Origin of the sequence: Micromonospora aurantiaca ATCC 27029 (assembly GCF_000145235.1) — a bacterium.
Taxonomy (GTDB): domain Bacteria; phylum Actinomycetota; class Actinomycetes; order Mycobacteriales; family Micromonosporaceae; genus Micromonospora; species Micromonospora aurantiaca.
Genome location: NC_014391.1, coordinates 2,627,039 through 2,644,618 on the forward strand (window position 1 = coordinate 2,627,039; position 17,580 = coordinate 2,644,618).

Annotated in this window: 3 protein-coding genes; all 3 read left to right on the top strand. The window is 76.3% G+C overall.

The window, feature by feature from the left end:
- Positions 1-159: 159 nt before the first annotated feature.
- Positions 160-15,000 carry a type I polyketide synthase gene (locus tag MICAU_RS12260; RefSeq protein ID WP_013285625.1) on the top strand — a complete coding sequence of 4,947 codons (14,841 nt, stop codon included), beginning with the start codon at positions 160-162 and terminating at the stop codon, positions 14,998-15,000.
- Positions 15,001-15,070: 70 nt separating this feature from the next.
- A complete protein-coding gene (gene mhpA / locus MICAU_RS12265) occupies positions 15,071-16,633 on the top strand; it encodes a bifunctional 3-(3-hydroxy-phenyl)propionate/3-hydroxycinnamic acid hydroxylase MhpA (protein WP_013285626.1) in 1,563 nt (520 codons plus the stop codon).
- Positions 16,634-16,662: 29 nt separating this feature from the next.
- Positions 16,663-17,550, top strand: coding sequence for a class I SAM-dependent methyltransferase (locus tag MICAU_RS12270; protein WP_013285627.1), 888 nt, complete (start codon positions 16,663-16,665; stop codon positions 17,548-17,550).
- Positions 17,551-17,580: the final 30 nt, after the last annotated feature.

Consider the following 17,580-nt stretch of genomic DNA (forward strand, 5'->3'; position numbering starts at 1 on the left):
CGGGCCCGCTCCACCACCCGATCGGCGCTCCGAACTGGGGACGACTTAGGGGGTGACAGGGGTAGGACGTCGGCAGGGTGCTCGGAAGACTTGGGCCGCTACGGCGAGCGAGGTCTACGCCGCGGATGAGGAGTCTCGCCGACGGATGGATGTGGTGACATGCTTCGGAGCGACCTGATCCAGCCGTTGTCCGATCTGATCGAGGCGCACGCCGCCAGGTTGGGGAACAAGGTCGCATTCCGCGACGACCGCCGGGCGGTCGGATACGCCGACCTGGCGGCGCGGACCCGTCGGCTGGCCGGTCACCTGGCGGCGGCCGGGGTCGCCCGGGGCGACCGGGTGGCCTTCTGCCTCGGCAACCGCGTGGAGACGGTGGAGACCTGGCTGGCCGTCACGCGGGCCGCCGCTGTCGGCGTGCCGGTGAACCCGCACAGCACCGACGCGGAACTGGCCCATCTGCTGGACGACTCCGGTGCGGTGCTGGTGGTCACCGACCCGCGCCACCTCGACCAGATGCTGCGGCTGCGTACCTCCCGGCCGGCCCTGCGGATCGTGGTCACCGGGGACAGCCCGGTTCCGGACGAGGTCGTCGCCTGGCGCGACCTGGTCGATACCGAGCCGGCCGTGGGCGCCCGCGACGACCTGGGCCTCGACGAGGTGGCCTGGATGCTCTACACCTCCGGCACCACCGGCCGGCCCAAGGGTGTGCTCTCCACCCAGCGCACCTGCCTCTGGTCGGTCGCCGCCTGCTACGTGCCGATCCCCGGGCTCACCGCCGCCGACCGGGTGGTCTGGCCACTGCCGCTGTTCCACAGCCTCTCCCACATCGGGTGCGTGCTCAGCGTGACGGCGGTCGGGGCCACGGCCCGGCTCATCGACGGCTTCTCCGCCGACGACGTGCTGCGCGCGGTCGACGAGGACGAGGCCACAGTGCTCGCCGGTGTGCCGGCCATGTACCACCACCTGGTCACCGCCGCCCGGGAGACCGGCTTCCGCGCCCCGGCCCTGCGGGTCTGCCTGGTCGGCGGGGCGATCACCACCGGCGCGCTGCGGCGGGCGTTCGACGAGGTCTTCGACGCGCCGCTGCTCGACGCGTACGGCAGCACGGAGACCTGCGGCTCGATCGCCGTCACCCGGCCGGAGCAGCCCCGGGTCGAGGGCTCCTGTGGACGCGCGGTGCCTGGCGTCGAGGTGCGCCTGGTCAGCCCGCAGACGGGTCTGGACGTGCCGACCGGCGCCGAGGGGGAGGTCTGGGTCAGCGGTCCGAGCGTCATGCTCGGCTACCACAACCTGCCGGCGGTCACCGCCGCCGCCCTGCGCGACGGCTGGTACCGCACCGGCGACCTGGCCCGCCGCGACGCCGACGGCAACATCTTCGTCACCGGCCGCCACCAGGAGCTGATCATCCGGGGCGGGGAGAAGATCCACCCGGCCGAGGTGGAGGAGGTGCTGCGCGCGGTGCCCGGCGTCGCCGACGTGGCGGTGACCGGCCGGCCGCATGAGGTGCTCGGCGAGGTGCCGGTGGCGTTCGTGGTGCCGGGGCCGGAGGGCTTCGACCCCGCCGCGGGGTTCGCAGCCTGCCGGGAGAGGCTCAGCTACCACAAGGTTCCCGAAGCGCTGTACGAGATCGGGCAGGTGCCCCGCACCCCGTCCGGCAAGGTCACCCGCCGGCTCCTGTCCGACGGGCCGGCGCGGCTGCGGGCGGTCAACGGCAGCCACCACGAGGCGCTCAGCCTGCTCGCCTGGCTACCGCTGGACCTGGCCGCCGTACCGCAGGTGGCGGCGCCCGTTCCGGCGGCCGCGCAGGACGCCGCCGGCCCGGCCCGCCGCTGGGCGCTTGTCGGCGCCGGGAGCGAGCCGCTGGTGGAGCCGCTGCGCGCGGCGTCGCCGGGGGAGCGGTTCCGGGCCCACCGGGACCTGGTCACCCTGCGGGCGGCCCCCGACGCCCCCGACGTGACGGTGCTGCTGGCCGGGCCGGCCGACGCCGACGCGGCGGATCTCGCCGGCCGGCTGCGTGGCTGGCTCGACGACGACGGCTTCGCCGGCACCCGGCTGGTGCTCTTGACCGGCCCGGCCAGCGACGGGGCGACCCGGCCCGGCGCGCACGGCCTGTCCGGCGACGCGGCCACCGGGGCAGGCGACGCCGTCGGGTGGGCCGGGCCGGATCCGGCGGCCGGTGCCGTCTGGGCGGTCGGGCGCAGCCTGCAGGCCGCATACCCGGACCGGATCGTGCTGGTCGACCACGACGCTTCGGCCCGCTCGCTCGCCCTGCTGCCCGCCGTCGTGGACGCTGGTGCCGCGCAGGTCGCCCTGCGGGGCGGGGCAGCCCGGCACGCGGCCCTCGTGCCCGCACCGGCGACCGCGCCGGCACGGCCGGCGACCGTGGCCGACCCGGAGCGCCCGGTGCTGGTCACCGGTGCCGACGGACCGACCGGCGCCGCGCTGGCCCGGCACCTCGTCGCCGCGCACCGCGTCCGCCGGCTGCGGCTGCTGTCCACCGGCGCGACGCCCGCCCCGGCCGTGGCGGACCTGGCCGCCGAACTCACCGCCACCGGTGCGGAAGCCGTCGTGCTGCCCGCCGAGCGGGTGGGCGACGAGGCGTTCGGCGCGGTCTTCCTCAGCCCGTGCGGCGACGACCTGGCCGACGCCGAGGGCGCCGCCCGGCTGCTCCGGCTCGCCGCGACGCTGGACGCGGCGAGCCGGCACCCGGGGGCGACGTTCACCGTCCTCGTGCCGTCCGCCCTGCTGCTGGGCGCCGCGGGCCCGGAGCGGGCCGCCTCGGCCGTCGGGGCCCTGCACGCCCTGGTCGCCCGCCGTCGGGCCGCCGGTCATCCGGCCCGGCTCGTCGGCACGACCGGGCCCGCCGAGGGCGGGTCGTTGCCCGGCGTCCCGGCGGCGACCGGACCCGGAGCGGGCACCGTGCCGGCGGCCGTGCGCGCCGACCTCGCCGCGTTCGACGTGGCCCACGACGGCAACGACCTGGTCGTGCTCGCCCGCCCGGCGGGCCACGTCGACGCCGCCCACCCGGCCTGGCGTGGGCCCGTCGCGGAGCCCGGCGACGCCACGGACGACCGGGACGCCGCCGAGCTGCGCCGCCGGCTGGCCGGGCTCACCACCGCCGAGGGGGACCGGCTCCTGCTCGACCTGGTCCGCACCGCCACCGCCCAGGTGGCCGGGCTGCCCGGCCCGGCCGCGGTCCGCCCCGGCCGCGCGTTCAAGGAACTCGGCTTCACCTCGGTCGCCGCGGTCGCCCTGCGCGACCGGCTGGCCCGGGCCACCGGGGTACGGCTCTCCGCCACTGTCGCGTTCGACCGGCCCAGCCCGCAGGCCCTCGCCCGGCACCTCGCCGCCCGCCTGCGGGGTGCCGCCGCGCAGGCCGCTCCCACGACGGACCCGGCGGCGGTGCCGTCCACGGGGGACGACCCGGTGGTCGTCGTGGCCATGGCCTGCCGGCTCCCCGGCGGCGTCGCCTCCCCCGAGGAGCTGTGGGATCTGGTCGACCAGGGCCGGGAAGGACTCACGGAGTTCCCCACGGACCGGGGCTGGGACCTGGCGAACCTCTTCTCCGACGACCCCGACCGCCCCGGCACCTCGTACGCCCGGGTCGGTGGCTTCCTCACCGGCGCCGCGGAGTTCGACGCCACCCTGTTCGCGATCAGCCCGCGCGAGGCGCTCGCCATGGACCCGCAGCAGCGGCTGCTGCTGGAGACCGCCTGGGAGCTGTTCGAGCGGGCCGGCATCGACCCCACCTCGCTGCGTGGCAGCGCCACGGGCGTCTTCACCGGCGTCATGCACCACGACTACGCCGCGAACCTGCGCCAGGCGCCGCCCGGCACCGAGGGCTACCTCGGCGTCGGCACCGCCGGCAGCGTCGTCTCCGGCCGGGTCGCCTACGCGCTGGGGCTGGAGGGGCCGGCGGTCACCGTCGACACGGCGTGCTCCTCGTCGCTGGTGGCGCTGCACCTGGCGGCCCAGGCGCTGCGCGCCGGGGACTGCTCCCTCGCCGTGGCCGGCGGCGTGGCGGTGATGGGCACCCCGCAGGCGTTCGTGGAGTTCAGCCGGCAGCGCGGGCTCGCCCCGGACGGCCGGTGCAAGGCGTTCGCCGACGGCGCCGACGGCACCGGCTGGTCCGAGGGCGTCGCGGTGCTGCTGCTGGAACGGCTCTCCGACGCCCGCCGGCACGGGCACCCCGTCCTCGCCGTGCTGCGGGGCTCCGCCGTCAACTCCGACGGCGCGTCCAACGGGCTGACCGCCCCCAACGGGCCCGCCCAGGAGCGGGTCATCCGCCGGGCGCTGGAGGCGGCCGGGCTCTCCGCCGCCGACGTGGACGTGGTCGAGGCCCACGGCACCGGCACGTCGCTCGGCGACCCCATCGAGGCCCAGGCGCTGCTCGCCACGTACGGAGTGGGACGCGGCGACGCGGAACCGCTGCGGCTGGGCTCGCTGAAGTCCAACCTCGGCCACACCCAGGCCGCCGCCGGTGCCGCCGGGGTGATCAAGATGGTGCTCGCCATGCGGCACGGGACGCTGCCGCGCACCCTGCACGTGGACGCCCCGACGTCCGAGGTGGACTGGTCGGCCGGCGCGGTCGAGGTGCTCACCGAGGCCCGCTCGTGGCCCGAGGTACGCCGACCTCGCCGAGCCGGTATCTCGTCGTTCGGCATCAGCGGCACCAACGCGCACGTCATCGTCGAGGCGCCCGCCGACCCGCCGGCCACCGCCGGGGACGCCGCCGGGCCGCCGTCGCCCGGCACCGTCCGGCCGCCCGTGCCGTGGCTGCTCTCGGCGGGCTCCGACGAGGCGCTGCGTGGTCAGGCGGCCCGTTTGCTGGCGTGGTTCGACGGGCCGGGGGCGCACGCCGACCCGGTCGACGTCGGGCACGCCCTCGCCACCACGCGCGCGGCCCTCGAACACCGGGCCGTGGTGCTGGTCGGCGACGCGGAGTCCGCCCGGACGGGGCTCGGTGCGCTGGCCCGCCGCGGCCCGGACCTGGACCTGCCGAGCGTGTCGACCGGCCGGGTCGTCGACGGCCGACTCGGCCTGCTCTTCGGCGGGCAGGGCGGCCAGCGCGCCGGCATGGGCCGCGAGCTGTGCGCGGCGTACCCCGTCTTCGCCACCGCCTTCGACGCCGCCTGCGCCGAACTCGATCGCTGCCTGGCCGGCCACGCCCCGTACCCCGTCGCGGACGTCGTCCTCGCCGCCGAGGGCACCGAACCGGCCGGCCTGCTCGACGAGACCCTGTACACCCAGCCCGGGCTGTTCGCCTTCGAGGTGGCGCTCTACCGCCTCGTGGAGTCCTGGGAGGTGAGCCCCGATGCGGTGCTCGGCCACTCCGTCGGCGAGCTGGCCGCCGCGCACGTCGCCGGGGTGTTCTCCCTCGCCGACGCGGCGGCGCTGGTCGCCGCCCGTGCCCGGCTGATGCAGCAGCTGCCCGCCGGGGGCGCGATGGTCGCCGTCGAGGCCGACGAGGCCGAGGTCGCCGCGTACCTCACCGACCGGGTGGGCCTGGCCGCCGTCAACGGCCCCACCAGCGTCGTCCTCTCCGGCGACACCGACGCGGTGCTGGCCGTCGCGGACACGCTGCGCGCGGCCGGGCGCCGCACCAGCCGGCTGCGGGTGTCGCACGCGTTCCACTCGCCGCGCATGGACCCGATGCTCGACGAGTTCCGCGCGGTGGCCGCCGGCCTCACGTACCGCACCCCGCACCTGCCGGTGGTGTCCAACCTGACCGGTCACCCCGTCGACCCGGCCCGGCTCTGCTCGCCCGAGCACTGGGTGGCGCACGTGCGGGGCACCGTCCGCTTCCACGACGGGGTACGGGCCCTGCACGGGCAAGGCGTCACCACCTTCCTGGAGATCGGCCCGGCCGGCGTACTCACCGCCATGGCCCAGGACTGCCTCGTCGCCGAGGCCGACGAACTGGCCTTCGTCCCCGCCGTACGGGGCACCGCCGGGGAGGCCGAGGCGCTGCTCGCCGCCGTGGCGCGGCTGTACGTGCGGGGCGTCGCCGTGGACCGTGCCGTCCTCGCCGGCCCCGGCCCGCACCGCCGCGTCGACCTGCCCACGTACGCCTTCCAGCGCCGGCACTACTGGCTGCCCGCTCCCACCGGTGTCGGCGGTCCCGGCGGCGCTGGGCTGGCCGACGTCGGGCACCCGCTGCTCGGCGGGCTGCTGGCGGTCGCCGGCACCGCGCAGGTGGTCTGCACCGGGCAGGTGTCAACGGCCACCTCACCGTGGCTGGCCGCACCCGGCGACGGCACGGCCCCGCTGCTGCCCGCCACCGCCCTGCTGGACATGTTCGCCCACCTCGGCGACCAGCTCGGCGCCCCGAGCGTGCGGCGGCTGCACGTCCCCGAGCCGGTGCCGCTGCCCACCGAGGCGACCCTCGACGTGCAGATCGGTGTCGGCGCGCCGGACGGGCACGGACACCGGGTGGCGCACTGCCACGTCCGGGCCGGCGAGGGGCTGCCCTGGCGTGCGGTCGCCGAGGCCGTGCTCGCGCCCGTCGACCCGGGGAGCGGTCGGGGCGCCTTCGCCCCCGTCTGGCCGCCCACCGGGGCCCGGCCGGTGGATCTGAGCGCACCACAGCACCGCGCGCTGGCCGGGGAGCTGGTCCGGGGCGCCTGGGTCACCGCCGACCGGCTCTTCGTCGACGTACGCCTGCCGGAGGACGCCCGCGACCCGGACGCCGAGCGGTACGGCGTGCACCCGCTGGTGCTGGAGGCGGCGCTGCGCCTGCTCCCGCTCGCCGACTTCGCGCCCGTCGCCGACGCCGGGCCCACCGCTCGGCTGCTGCCCACCGAGTGGGCGGGCGTGCGCCGCCACGCCGTCGGAGCGCACGCGCTGCGTGTCTGCCTGGCCCCCGGCGGGGCGGACGCGGTGACGCTGAGCGCCGTCGACGACGCGGGCAGGCCCGTGCTCGATGCCGACCGGGTGGTGCTGCGGGCGGTGGACCTGCCGCCCGCCGGCCCGCCGACGACGGCGGCCACCCCCGCCGGACTGTATGTCGTCGACTGGCTGCCCGCGGCGTTCCCGGCGACCCCGGCGCCCTCCTGGACGATCGCCGACGACACGCCCCCGGACGGGCCGCTGCCGCCGCTGCTCGTGCTGCGGGTCGGCGACGGCGAGCCGGGCCGGCCGGTGCCCGACCGGGCGCACGCCGTGAGCCTCGCCGTGCTGGGCGTCCTCCAGACCTGGCTGGCCGACCCCCGCGCGGAGACCACCCGCCTGGCCCTCGCCCTGCGCGACGGCGACCCGGTGCACGCCCCGGTGGCCGGGCTGCTCCGCGTCGCCCAGGCCGAGCAACCCGACCGCTTCCTCCTGCTCAGCCTCGACACCACCGACGACGCCGCCATCCGCTCGGCGCTGGCCGCCGCCGAGGACGAACCCGAGGTGGCCGTCCGCGACGGGCGTGCGCTGCTGCCCCGCCTCCGCCCCGTGGCGCAGACCCCGGCCGGTACGCCGCGGGCGGCCCTGGCCGGTGGCACCGTACTCGTCACCGGCGGCACCGGCGGGGTCGGCCGGCAGGTCGCCACCCACCTCGCCACTGCGCACGGCGTCACCGAACTGGTGCTCGTCAGCCGCAGCGGCCGGTCCGGCGACTGGACGACAGCACTGACCGACGCCGGCGTCACAGTCCGGGTGGTCGCGGCCGACGTCGCCGACCGGGCGGCGCTCGCCGAGGTGATCGCCCCACTGGCCGGCCGGCTCGTCGCCGTCGTGCACGCAGCCGGGGCCACCGATGACGCCCTGATCACCGACCTCGACCCCGCCCGCTGGGCACGGACTCTGCGCTCCAAGGTGCACGGTGCCTGGCACCTGCACGAACTCACCGCCGGCCTCGACCTGGCCGCGTTCGTGCTCTTCTCCTCGGCCGCCGCCACCTTCGGCAGCCCCGGCCAGGGCAACTACGCCGCCGGCAACGCGTTCCTCGACGCGCTCGCCGCGCACCGCCGTGCCCAGGGCCTGCCGGGCAGCGCCCTGGCCTGGGGGCTGTGGGCCGCCCGGGACGGGATGGCGGGCCGGCTCAGCCCGGCCGACCTGGCCCGGCTCGCCCGCGGCGGCACCCGCCCCCTCGACACGGCTGCCGGACTGGCGCTGTTCGACGCCGCCCTGGACGTGGACCGGCCGGCGCTCGTGCCGATCGGGCTCGACCTGGCCGCCGTACGGACCTCCGGCGAGGTGCCCGCCCTGCTGCGGGCACTGCTGCCCCCGCCGCCCCGCCGGGCGGTCAACGCCGCCTCCGCGCCCGCCGCCGCGAAGGGCTTCGCCGACCGGCTGGCCGAACTCGCCGAGCCCGAGCGCGCCGAGCTGCTGCTGGACCTCGTCCGTACCCGGTGCGCCACAGTGGTCGGGCACGCCGGCCCCGAGCAGGTCGAGCCGCGCCGCCCGTTCAAGGACCTCGGCTTCGACTCGCTGATGGCCGTGGAGCTGAGCAACCGGCTCACCGCCGTCACCGGTGTCCGGCTCGCCCCGCACGCAGTGTTCAACCACCCCACTCCCGAGCTGCTCGCCGCGCACCTGCACGCCCGGCTGCTCGGCACCGCGGCCACCGGGGTCACCGACGCGAGCACCGTCGCCCTGGACGAGCCGGTCGCCGTCGTCGCGATGGCCTGCCGTTTCCCTGGCGGTATCGGCTCCCCGGAGGAGCTGTGGCGGCTGCTCGACGCGGGCGCCGACGTCATCGGCGACCTGCCCGACGACCGGGGCTGGCCGCTGGCCGACCTCTACGACCCGGTGCCCGGCACGCCCGGCCGGTCGTACGTGCGTTCCGGCGGGTTCCTCACCGGCATCGCCGACTTCGACGCCGAGTTCTTCGGCATCAGCCCCCGCGAGGCCCTCGCCATGGACCCGCAACACCGGCTGCTGCTGGAGACCTCCTGGGAGGCGCTGGAGCGCGGCGGCATCGACCCGGCCACCCTGCGGGGCAGCCGGACCGGTGTCTTCGCCGGCACCCACGGGCAGGACTACGCCGGCCGGGTCGCCCCCGGCGTCGTCTCCGACGACGGCGAGGTCACCGCCGACGAGGGGCACCTGCTCACCGGCACCGCCGGCAGCGTCCTCTCCGGCCGGGTCGCCTACGCGCTCGGGCTGGAGGGACCAGCCATCACCGTGGACACCGCCTGCTCCGCCTCCCTGGTGGCGCTGCACCTGGCCGTGCAGGCGCTGCGCCAGGGCGACTGCGACCTGGCCCTGGCCGGTGGCGTGTCCGTGATGGCCACCCCGGCCGGGCTGACCGGTTTCAGCCGCCAGCGGGGCCTCGCCGCCGACGGGCGGTGCAAGGCGTTCGCCGAGGACGCCGACGGCTTCGGCATGTCCGAGGGCGTGGGGATGCTGGTGGTCGAGCGGCTCTCCGACGCCCGCCGCCGGGGCCACCCGGTCCTGGCCGTCGTACGCGGCTCGGCGGTCAACTCCGACGGCGCGTCCAACGGGCTGACCGCTCCGAACGGGCCGTCCCAGGAGCGGGTCATCCGGGCCGCGCTCGCCGCCGCCGGGCTGACCGCCGCCGAGGTGGACGTGGTGGAGGCCCACGGCACCGGCACGTCGCTCGGCGACCCCATCGAGGCCGAGGCGATCCTCGCCACGTACGGGCAGCGTCCGCCCGGCGCACCGCCGGTGCTGCTCGGCTCGGTCAAGTCCAACCTCGGGCACACCCAGGCCGCGGCCGGCGTCGCCGGCGTGCTCAAGATGGTCATGGCGATGCGTCACGGCGTCCTGCCGCGCACCCTGCACGCCGAGCGCCGCAGCTCGCGGATCGACTGGGACTCGGGCGCGGTGGAGCTGCTCACCGAGGCCCGCCCGTGGCCGGCGGCGGACCGGCCGGTGCGCGCCGGCGTCTCGTCGTTCGGCATCAGCGGCACCAACGCCCACGTGATCGTCGAGTCGGTCGCCGAAACGATGCCGGAGGCCGCCGGATCCGAGCCGCCGCAGGAGCGTGCGCTGCCATGGCTGCTGTCGGCGCGTACCCCGCAGGCGCTCATCGGCCAGGCGCGCCGGCTGCGGGCGCACCTCGCCGCCCGGCCCGGCCGGCGGCCCCTCGACGTGGCCTGGTCGCTGGCCACCACCCGAGGCACCTTCGACTCCCGGGCGGTGCTGGTCGCCGCTTCGGCGCAGCGGGCCGCCGACGCCCTCGACGCGCTCGTCGAGGGCCGGCCCGACCCGGCGGTCACGCGCGGCGAGGCCCGTCCCGCGGGCCGCTGCGTGTTCGTCTTCCCCGGGCAGGGCGCACAGTGGCTCGGCATGGGGTTGGACCTGCTCGACCAGGCCCCCGTGTTCGCCGAACGCATGGCGGCCTGCGACGCGGCGCTGCGACCGTACCTGGACTGGTCGCTGGTGGACGTGCTGCGCCAGGCGCCCGGCGCGCCCGGCCTCGACGAGGTCGACGTCGTGCAGCCCGCCCTGTTCGCGATGATGGTGTCGCTGGCCGAGCTGTGGCGCTCGTACGGTGTGCAGCCGGCCGCCGTAGTCGGCCACTCCCAGGGCGAGATCGCCGCCGCCTGCGTCGCGGGGGTGCTGTCCCTGCCCGACGCGGCCCGGGTGGTGGCGCTGCGCAGCCGCGCGCTGCGGGCTCTGGCCGGGCACGGGGCGATGGCCTCCGTCGCGCTGCCCGCCGACACGGTCCGCGACCGGATCGCCCGTTTCGGCGAGCGGATCTCGGTCGCCGCCGTGAACGGGCCGGCCGCCGTCGTGGTGTCCGGCGAGCCGGAAGCGGTCGAGGAGCTGCTCGCCGAGTTGGCCGGCGAGCAGACCCGGGTGCGTCGGATCGCCGTCGACTACGCCTCCCACTCCGCCCAGGTGGAACGCATCCGCGACGAGCTGGCCGAGGTGCTGGCCGGCATCACCCCCGGTCCGGCCGCCGTGCCGCTGTTCTCCACCACCGACCTGCGCTGGCTCGACGGCGAGGAGATGGGGCCCGACTACTGGTACCGCAACCTGCGCCGGCCCGTCGAGCTGGAACGGGCGATCCGCTCGCTGGCCGCCGAGGGCCACGACGCGTACGTCGAGTGCAGCCCGCACCCGGTGCTCACCGTCGGCGTCGAGGAGACCCTCGCCGACCACGACGGCGATGCCGTGGTGGTCGGCTCGGTGCAACGCGACCAGGGCGGCCTTGAGCGGTTCCTGCTCTCCCTGGCCCAGCTCCACGTGTCCGGGGTCGCGGTGGACTGGCGGCCCGCACTGGCCGGCGGCCGGCGCGTCGACCTGCCCACCTACGCGTTCGCCCACCGCCGCTACTGGCCCCGGCCGATCTCCGGCCCCGGCGACGTCGGCGCCGCCGGTCTGGACACCGCCGGTCATCCGCTGCTCGGCGCGTCGGTCGCGCTGGCCGAGACGAGGGGCCACCTGTTCACCGGGCGGCTGTCGGCCGACGCGCAGCCGTGGCTGGCCGATCACCGGGTCACCGGCAGCGTGCTGGTGCCCGGCACCGGCCTGGTGGAGTTCTGCCTGCGCGCCGGCGACGAGGTCGGCCACCCGTTCCTCGACGAGATGGTCATCGAGGCGCCGCTGACCCTGCCCGCCGGCGGAGCGACGCAGGTGCAGGTGGTGGTCGGCGCGGGCGCCGGCGACGGACGCCGCCCGGTGACCGTGCACTCCCGGCCCGCCGACGCGCCGGCGGGACAGCCGTGGACCCGGCACGCCAGCGCCACCCTCCGCGCCGATCAGCCCGCGGTGTCTCCGCAGTTCACCGTCTGGCCGCCGCCCGACACCCGGCCCGTGGACCTGACCGGCTTCTACGCCGGCCTGGAAGCCGACGGGTACGAGTACGGGCCGGCGTTCCAGGGCCTGCGCGCGGTGTGGACCAGCGGCGATGAGGTCTACGCCGAGGTGGAGTTGCCGGCGGCCCAGCGGGTCGACGCCGACCGGTACGGCCTGCATCCCGCCCTGCTCGACGCCGCCCTGCACGCCGCGCACTTCGGCGGGCTCGCCGGGGCCGGGGCCGGCCAGCTCCTGCTGCCGTTCGCCTGGAGCGGCGTGAGCCTGCACGCCACCGGGGCGACCGCCCTGCGGGTACGGCTGAACCGGGTCGGGCCGCACGCCATCGCGCTGACCGTCGCCGATCCGACCGGCGCCCCGGTGGCCGAGGTGGCCGCCCTGACGATGCGCCCGATCTCCGCCACCGAGCTGGCCGTCGCCGACGACCCCGCCACCCGCGACGCCCTGTTCCGCGTCGACTGGACGCCGCTGCCGCCCGTCGAGTCGGCCACTCCGGTCGACGCCGTGACCGTCGCCCCCGGCCTGGAGGGGTTCCCGCTGCACCACGGGTTGGACGGGCTCGCCGACGCCGTGGACGCGGGCCTGGCTCTGCCCGCGGCGGTGCTCGTGCCGCTCGACGCGGACCCCGCGCAGCCCGCCGCCCGCGCGGCACGCCATGCCGCCGTACAGGCCCTCGACCTGGTCCGGCGTTGGCTCACCGAGCCCCGCTGGGTGGCGTCGCGGCTGCTGCTGGTGACCCGAGGCGCGGTGGCCGTGCACCACGCCGGCGAGGTGACCGACCCGGCCGCCGCGGCGGCGTGGGGTCTGGTGCGCTCCGCCCAGTCGGAGAACCCGGGCCAGATCGTCGTCGTCGACGTCGACCACGACGGGATCGGCCCCGATGAGGTGGCCGCCCTGCTGGCGGCGGACGAGCCGCAGGCCGCGATCCGGGTCGGCGCGGCGTACGTGCCGCGGTTGGCGCGGGCCGGGTCGGCCGGTGAGCTGCCCGCACCACCCGCCGCCGCGTGGCGGCTGGACGCGCCGGTGCGGGGCAGCCTGGAGAACCTCACTCTGGTCGCCACCGACGCCGCCGACGCCGCGCTCGGCCCCCGCGAGGTCCGGGTACGCGTCCGCGCCGCCGGCCTCAACTTCCGCGACGTGCTCAACGCACTCGGCCTCTACCCTGGCGACGCGGGACCGCTCGGCGGCGAGGGCGCCGGCGAGGTCGTCGAGGTGGGCGCCGAGGTGACCGACCTGCGGCCCGGCGACCACGTGTTCGGGGTCTTCGTGGGCTGCTTCGGGCCCGTCGCGGTCACCGACCGCCGCCTGCTGGCCCCGATGCCGGTCGGCTGGTCGTATGTGGAGGCCGCCTCCGTGCCGGTGGTCTTCCTGACCGCCTACCACGGGCTGATCAACCTGGCCGGGCTCACCCGCGGCGAGTCGGTGCTGGTGCACGCGGCGGCCGGTGGCGTCGGCATGGCCGCCGTGCAGCTCGCCCGCCACCTCGGGGCCGAGGTGTACGCCACCGCCAGTCCCGCCAAGTGGGGCGCCCTGCGCGCGCTCGGTCTCGACGACGAACACCTGGCCTCGTCCCGGACCCTCGACTTCGAGACCCGCTTCGCCGCCGCCACCGGCGGCCGGGGTGTCGACGTCGTCCTGGACTCGCTGGCCCGCGAGTTCGTCGACGCCTCGCTGCGGCTGCTGCCGCGCGGCGGGCGGTTCGTCGAGATGGGCAAGACCGACATCCGCGATGCCGACCGCGTCGCCGCCGACCACCCGGGGGTGGCCTACACCGCCTTCGACCTGACCTTGGAGGAGCCCGACGAGGTGCAGCGCATGCTCGTCGTGCTGCTGGAGCTCTTCGAACGCGGGGTACTCACCCCGCTGCCCACCCAGGTGTGGGACGTCCGCCAGGCACCGGAGGCGTTCCGGCACGTCAGCCAGGCCCGGCACGTCGGCAAGGTGGTGCTCACCATGCCCCGGGAGTGGGATCCCGACGGCACGGTGCTGCTGACCGGAGGTACCGGAACCCTGGGCCGGCTGGTCGCCCGGCGGCTGGTCGAGACGCACGGCGTCCGGCGGCTGCTGCTGGTCAGCCGCCGCGGCGAGCGGGCCCCCGGTGCGGCCGAGGCGGTCGACGAGCTGCGGGCTCTGGGTGCCGAGGCCACGGTGGTGGCAGCCGACGTGTCCGACCGGGACGACCTCGCCGGGGTGCTGGCGGCGGTACCGGACCGGCACCCGTTGACCGCCGTCGTGCACCTCGCCGGAGTGCTCGACGACGGGGTGGTCACCGCCCTCACCCCGCAGCGCGTCGACACGGTCTTCGCGCCGAAGCTCGACGCCGCGTGGCACCTGCACGAGCTCACCCGTCACCTCGACCTCGCCGGGTTCGTGCTCTTCTCCTCCGGCGCCGGCGTCTTCGGCGTACCCGGTCAGGCGAACTACGCCGCGGCGAACGCGTTCCTCGACGCGCTCGCCCTGGCCCGCCGCGCCGAGGGGCTGCCGGGCCGGTCGTTCGCCTGGGGGCTGTGGGAGCAGGCCAGTGAGATGACCGCCAAGCTGGACCGCACCGATCCCCGGATCACCGCCCGCGACGGGCAGCTCGCCATCCCGTCCGAGCTGGGGATGGCCCTGTTCGACGCGGGCCTGCGGCTGGCCGAGCCGGTGCTGGTGCCGACGAGGATCGACGTCGCCGCGCTCGGCGAGCGGGTCGAGCGGCCACCGGCGCTGCTGCGTGGGCTGCTGCGCCGGGAACGGCCGACCGCGCGGGCGGCCACCCCGACCGGCGGCGGGCGTACGCTCGCCGACCAGCTGGCGGCGCTGGACGGGCCTGAGCGCCACACCCTGGTGGTCGACCTGGTACGCGAGCAGGCGGCGAGCGTGCTCGGGCACGGCAGCCGGGCGGCGGTGGCCCCGGGCCGGGCGTTCAGTCAGATCGGCTTCGACTCGCTGACCGCCGTCGAGCTGCGCAACCGGCTGACCACGGCCACCGGCCTGCGCCTGCCGGCCACGCTGATCTTCGACTACCCGGACCCGAACGAGCTGGCCACGTACCTGGTGTCCGAGCTGGCGCCGGACACCGGACCGGCGGTCCCGCCGGTCCTCGCGGACCTGGAGAACCTGGAGCGCTCGCTGACCGAGGCCACTGTGGAACCGGAGCTGCACGACCAGATCGGGTCCCGCCTGGAGGTGCTGATCGCCAAGTGGCGGACGATGCGCGCCGGCTCGGGCGGCGATCCCGACCTCGACCTCGAACTGGCCAGCGACGACGACCTGTTCGACCTCATCGACTCCGAACTCGGTATCTGATGGCCGTCCGGCCGCCCCGCACGCCACAAGCCGACCCCGTGTCCGACCGACCCCCGAGGAACCGATACCGATGCTGACGACCGACGTCCTGATCGTGGGCTACGGCCCCGTCGGTGAGATGCTCACGATCCTGCTGGCGCAGCGAGGGCTCACCGTCACGGCGGTCGAGCGGTGGGCCACCCCGTACAACTTCCCCCGCGCGGTGTCGTACGACGGGGAGGCGAGCCGTGTCCTGGCCGCCGCCGGCGTCGCCGACCGCCTCGGCCCGGTGGTGGAGTCGTCGGGCGAGTACACCTTCAAGAACGGCTTCGGCCGGACCCTGCTGCACGTCAAGGTCACCGGCGACGGGCCGATGGGCTGGCCCGACTCGGTCTCCTTCTACCAGCCGGGACTGGAGGCGCTGCTCGCCGAGCGGGGCGCGGAGTTGCCGGGTGTCACGGTGCTGCGCCCGTACCAGGTGACGGGCCTGGTCGAGCACGACGACGGGGTCGAGGTGGCCATCGCCGGCCCGGACGGCGAGGAGGTCCGCGCGGCCCGCTGGGTCATCGGCTGCGACGGGGCCAACAGCTTCGTGCGGGAGCACCTGGGCAGCGGCGTCACCGACCTCGGCTTCACGTACGACTGGCTGGTCTGCGACGTGGTCCCGCACGAGGCCCGCGAGTTCAAGCCGAACAACCTGCAGGTCTGCGACCCGGCGCGGCCCCGCACGGCCGTGTCGGCCGGCCCGGGGCACCGGCGGTGGGAGTTCATGCGGGTGCCGGGGGAGAGCCGGGAGGAGTTCGAGAGCGCCGGGAGTGTGTGGCGGCTGCTCGGCCTCTTCGACATCACCCCGGACAACGCCACCCTGGAGCGGTACGGCGTCTACACGACCCAGGCATGCTCGGCCGAGCGCTGGCGTTCCGGGCGGATCCTGCTCGCCGGCGACGCGGCGCACGTGATGCCGCCGTTCATGGGGCAGGGGATGAGTTCGGGCTTCCGCGACGCCCTCAACCTCGCCTGGAAGCTCGACCTGGTGCACCGCGGCCTCGCCGACGAGGCTCTGCTGGACACCTACCAGGAGGAGCGCTGCGCGCACGTGCAGCACGCCATCCGGATGTCCATCGACTCGGGCACGGTGATCTGCGAGACCGACCGCGCCGCCGCGGCCGGCCGCGACGCCGCGATGCTCGCCGAGCTGCGCCGGCGTACCGCCCGCCCGCGCACCCGGTCCCTGCTGGAGCCCCTGTCCGGCGGGGTCCGGCACAGCGGCTGCGAGGCCGCCGGCGCCCCGATGCCGCAGGGTCGCGTCGAGGTCGACGGCCGCGCCGGGCTCTTCGACGAGGTCGTCGGCACCGGCTTCGTCCTGCTCTGCGCCGAGGACCCCGACGACCTGCTCGACGCCGACGCCCGGACCTTCCTGGACGCGCTCGGCGCGCGGGTCGTCCGGATCGTTCCCGCCGGTGCGCCCGCACCCGGATCCGGCGCCGCGCCGACCGCCTTCGACCTCGACGACGTGTACCTGGCCCACCTCAAGCGGTACGACGCGGTGGCGGTCCTCGTCCGGCCCGACTTCTACGTCTTCGGCACCGCCGCCGACCCGGCCGCTGTGCCCGCGCTCGTCGAGGATCTGCGCCGGCAGATCCGGCGCGGCTGATCGGCATCCACCCACCGGAAGGAACCGACATGTTCGAGAACCTGAAGATCGCCGGCCGGGCGATCCGCACGGTCTTCACCGCCGACCCCATCACCCGGGTCCGGCGCTTCTACGAGATCCAGTCACCCGACGTGGAGTTCGCGGCCCGCCGTACCCACTACATGAACGTGGGCTACTGGTCCGACGGGGTCACCGACATCGACACGGCCGCCGACGCGCTGGCCGACAAGCTGGCCGACGCCGCCGGGCTCAAGCCGGACGACACCGTGCTCGACGTCGGCTTCGGCTACGGGGACCAGGACTTCAAGTGGCTGCGCGAGCGCCAGGTCGCCAAGGTGTACGGCCTGAACATCACCCCGCACCACGTCGAGGCGGCGCAGCGCCGGGCGCAGGAGGAGGGGCTCGCCGACCGGACCGACTTCCGGCTCGGCAGCGCCACCGAACTGCCCTTCGAGGACAACACCTTCGACCGGGTCGTCGCCCTGGAGTCCGCCTTCCACTTCTACCCGCGCAGCGCGTTCTTCGCCGAGGCGCTGCGGGTGCTGCGCCCGGGCGGCGTGCTCGCCACTGCCGACATCATCCCGGTCAGCGGCGACGTCGTCCGCGCGGCCATCCAGTCCGGCCCGCTGAGTTTCGTCAAGTTCAGCATTCCCAAGGAGAACTGGCACGACCGGGACACGTACCGGCAGGAGCTGGTCGAGGCCGGCTTCGCCAACCCGGAGGTCCGCTCGATCAAGGACCGGACGTGGGAGGGCTGGCGGGCGTACATGGCCGAGCGGACCAACGACCCCGCGTTCCGGGCCGTCGTCAAGCCGGCCGTCCGCAAGAGCATGGCGGCCCACTGGAAGAACCAGGACCTCATGAAGCGTGAGCTGGCGCAGCTCGACTACGTGATCGCGGTCGGCCACAAGCGGTGACAGCGCGTACCGAGGGGCCCGTCCACCGGT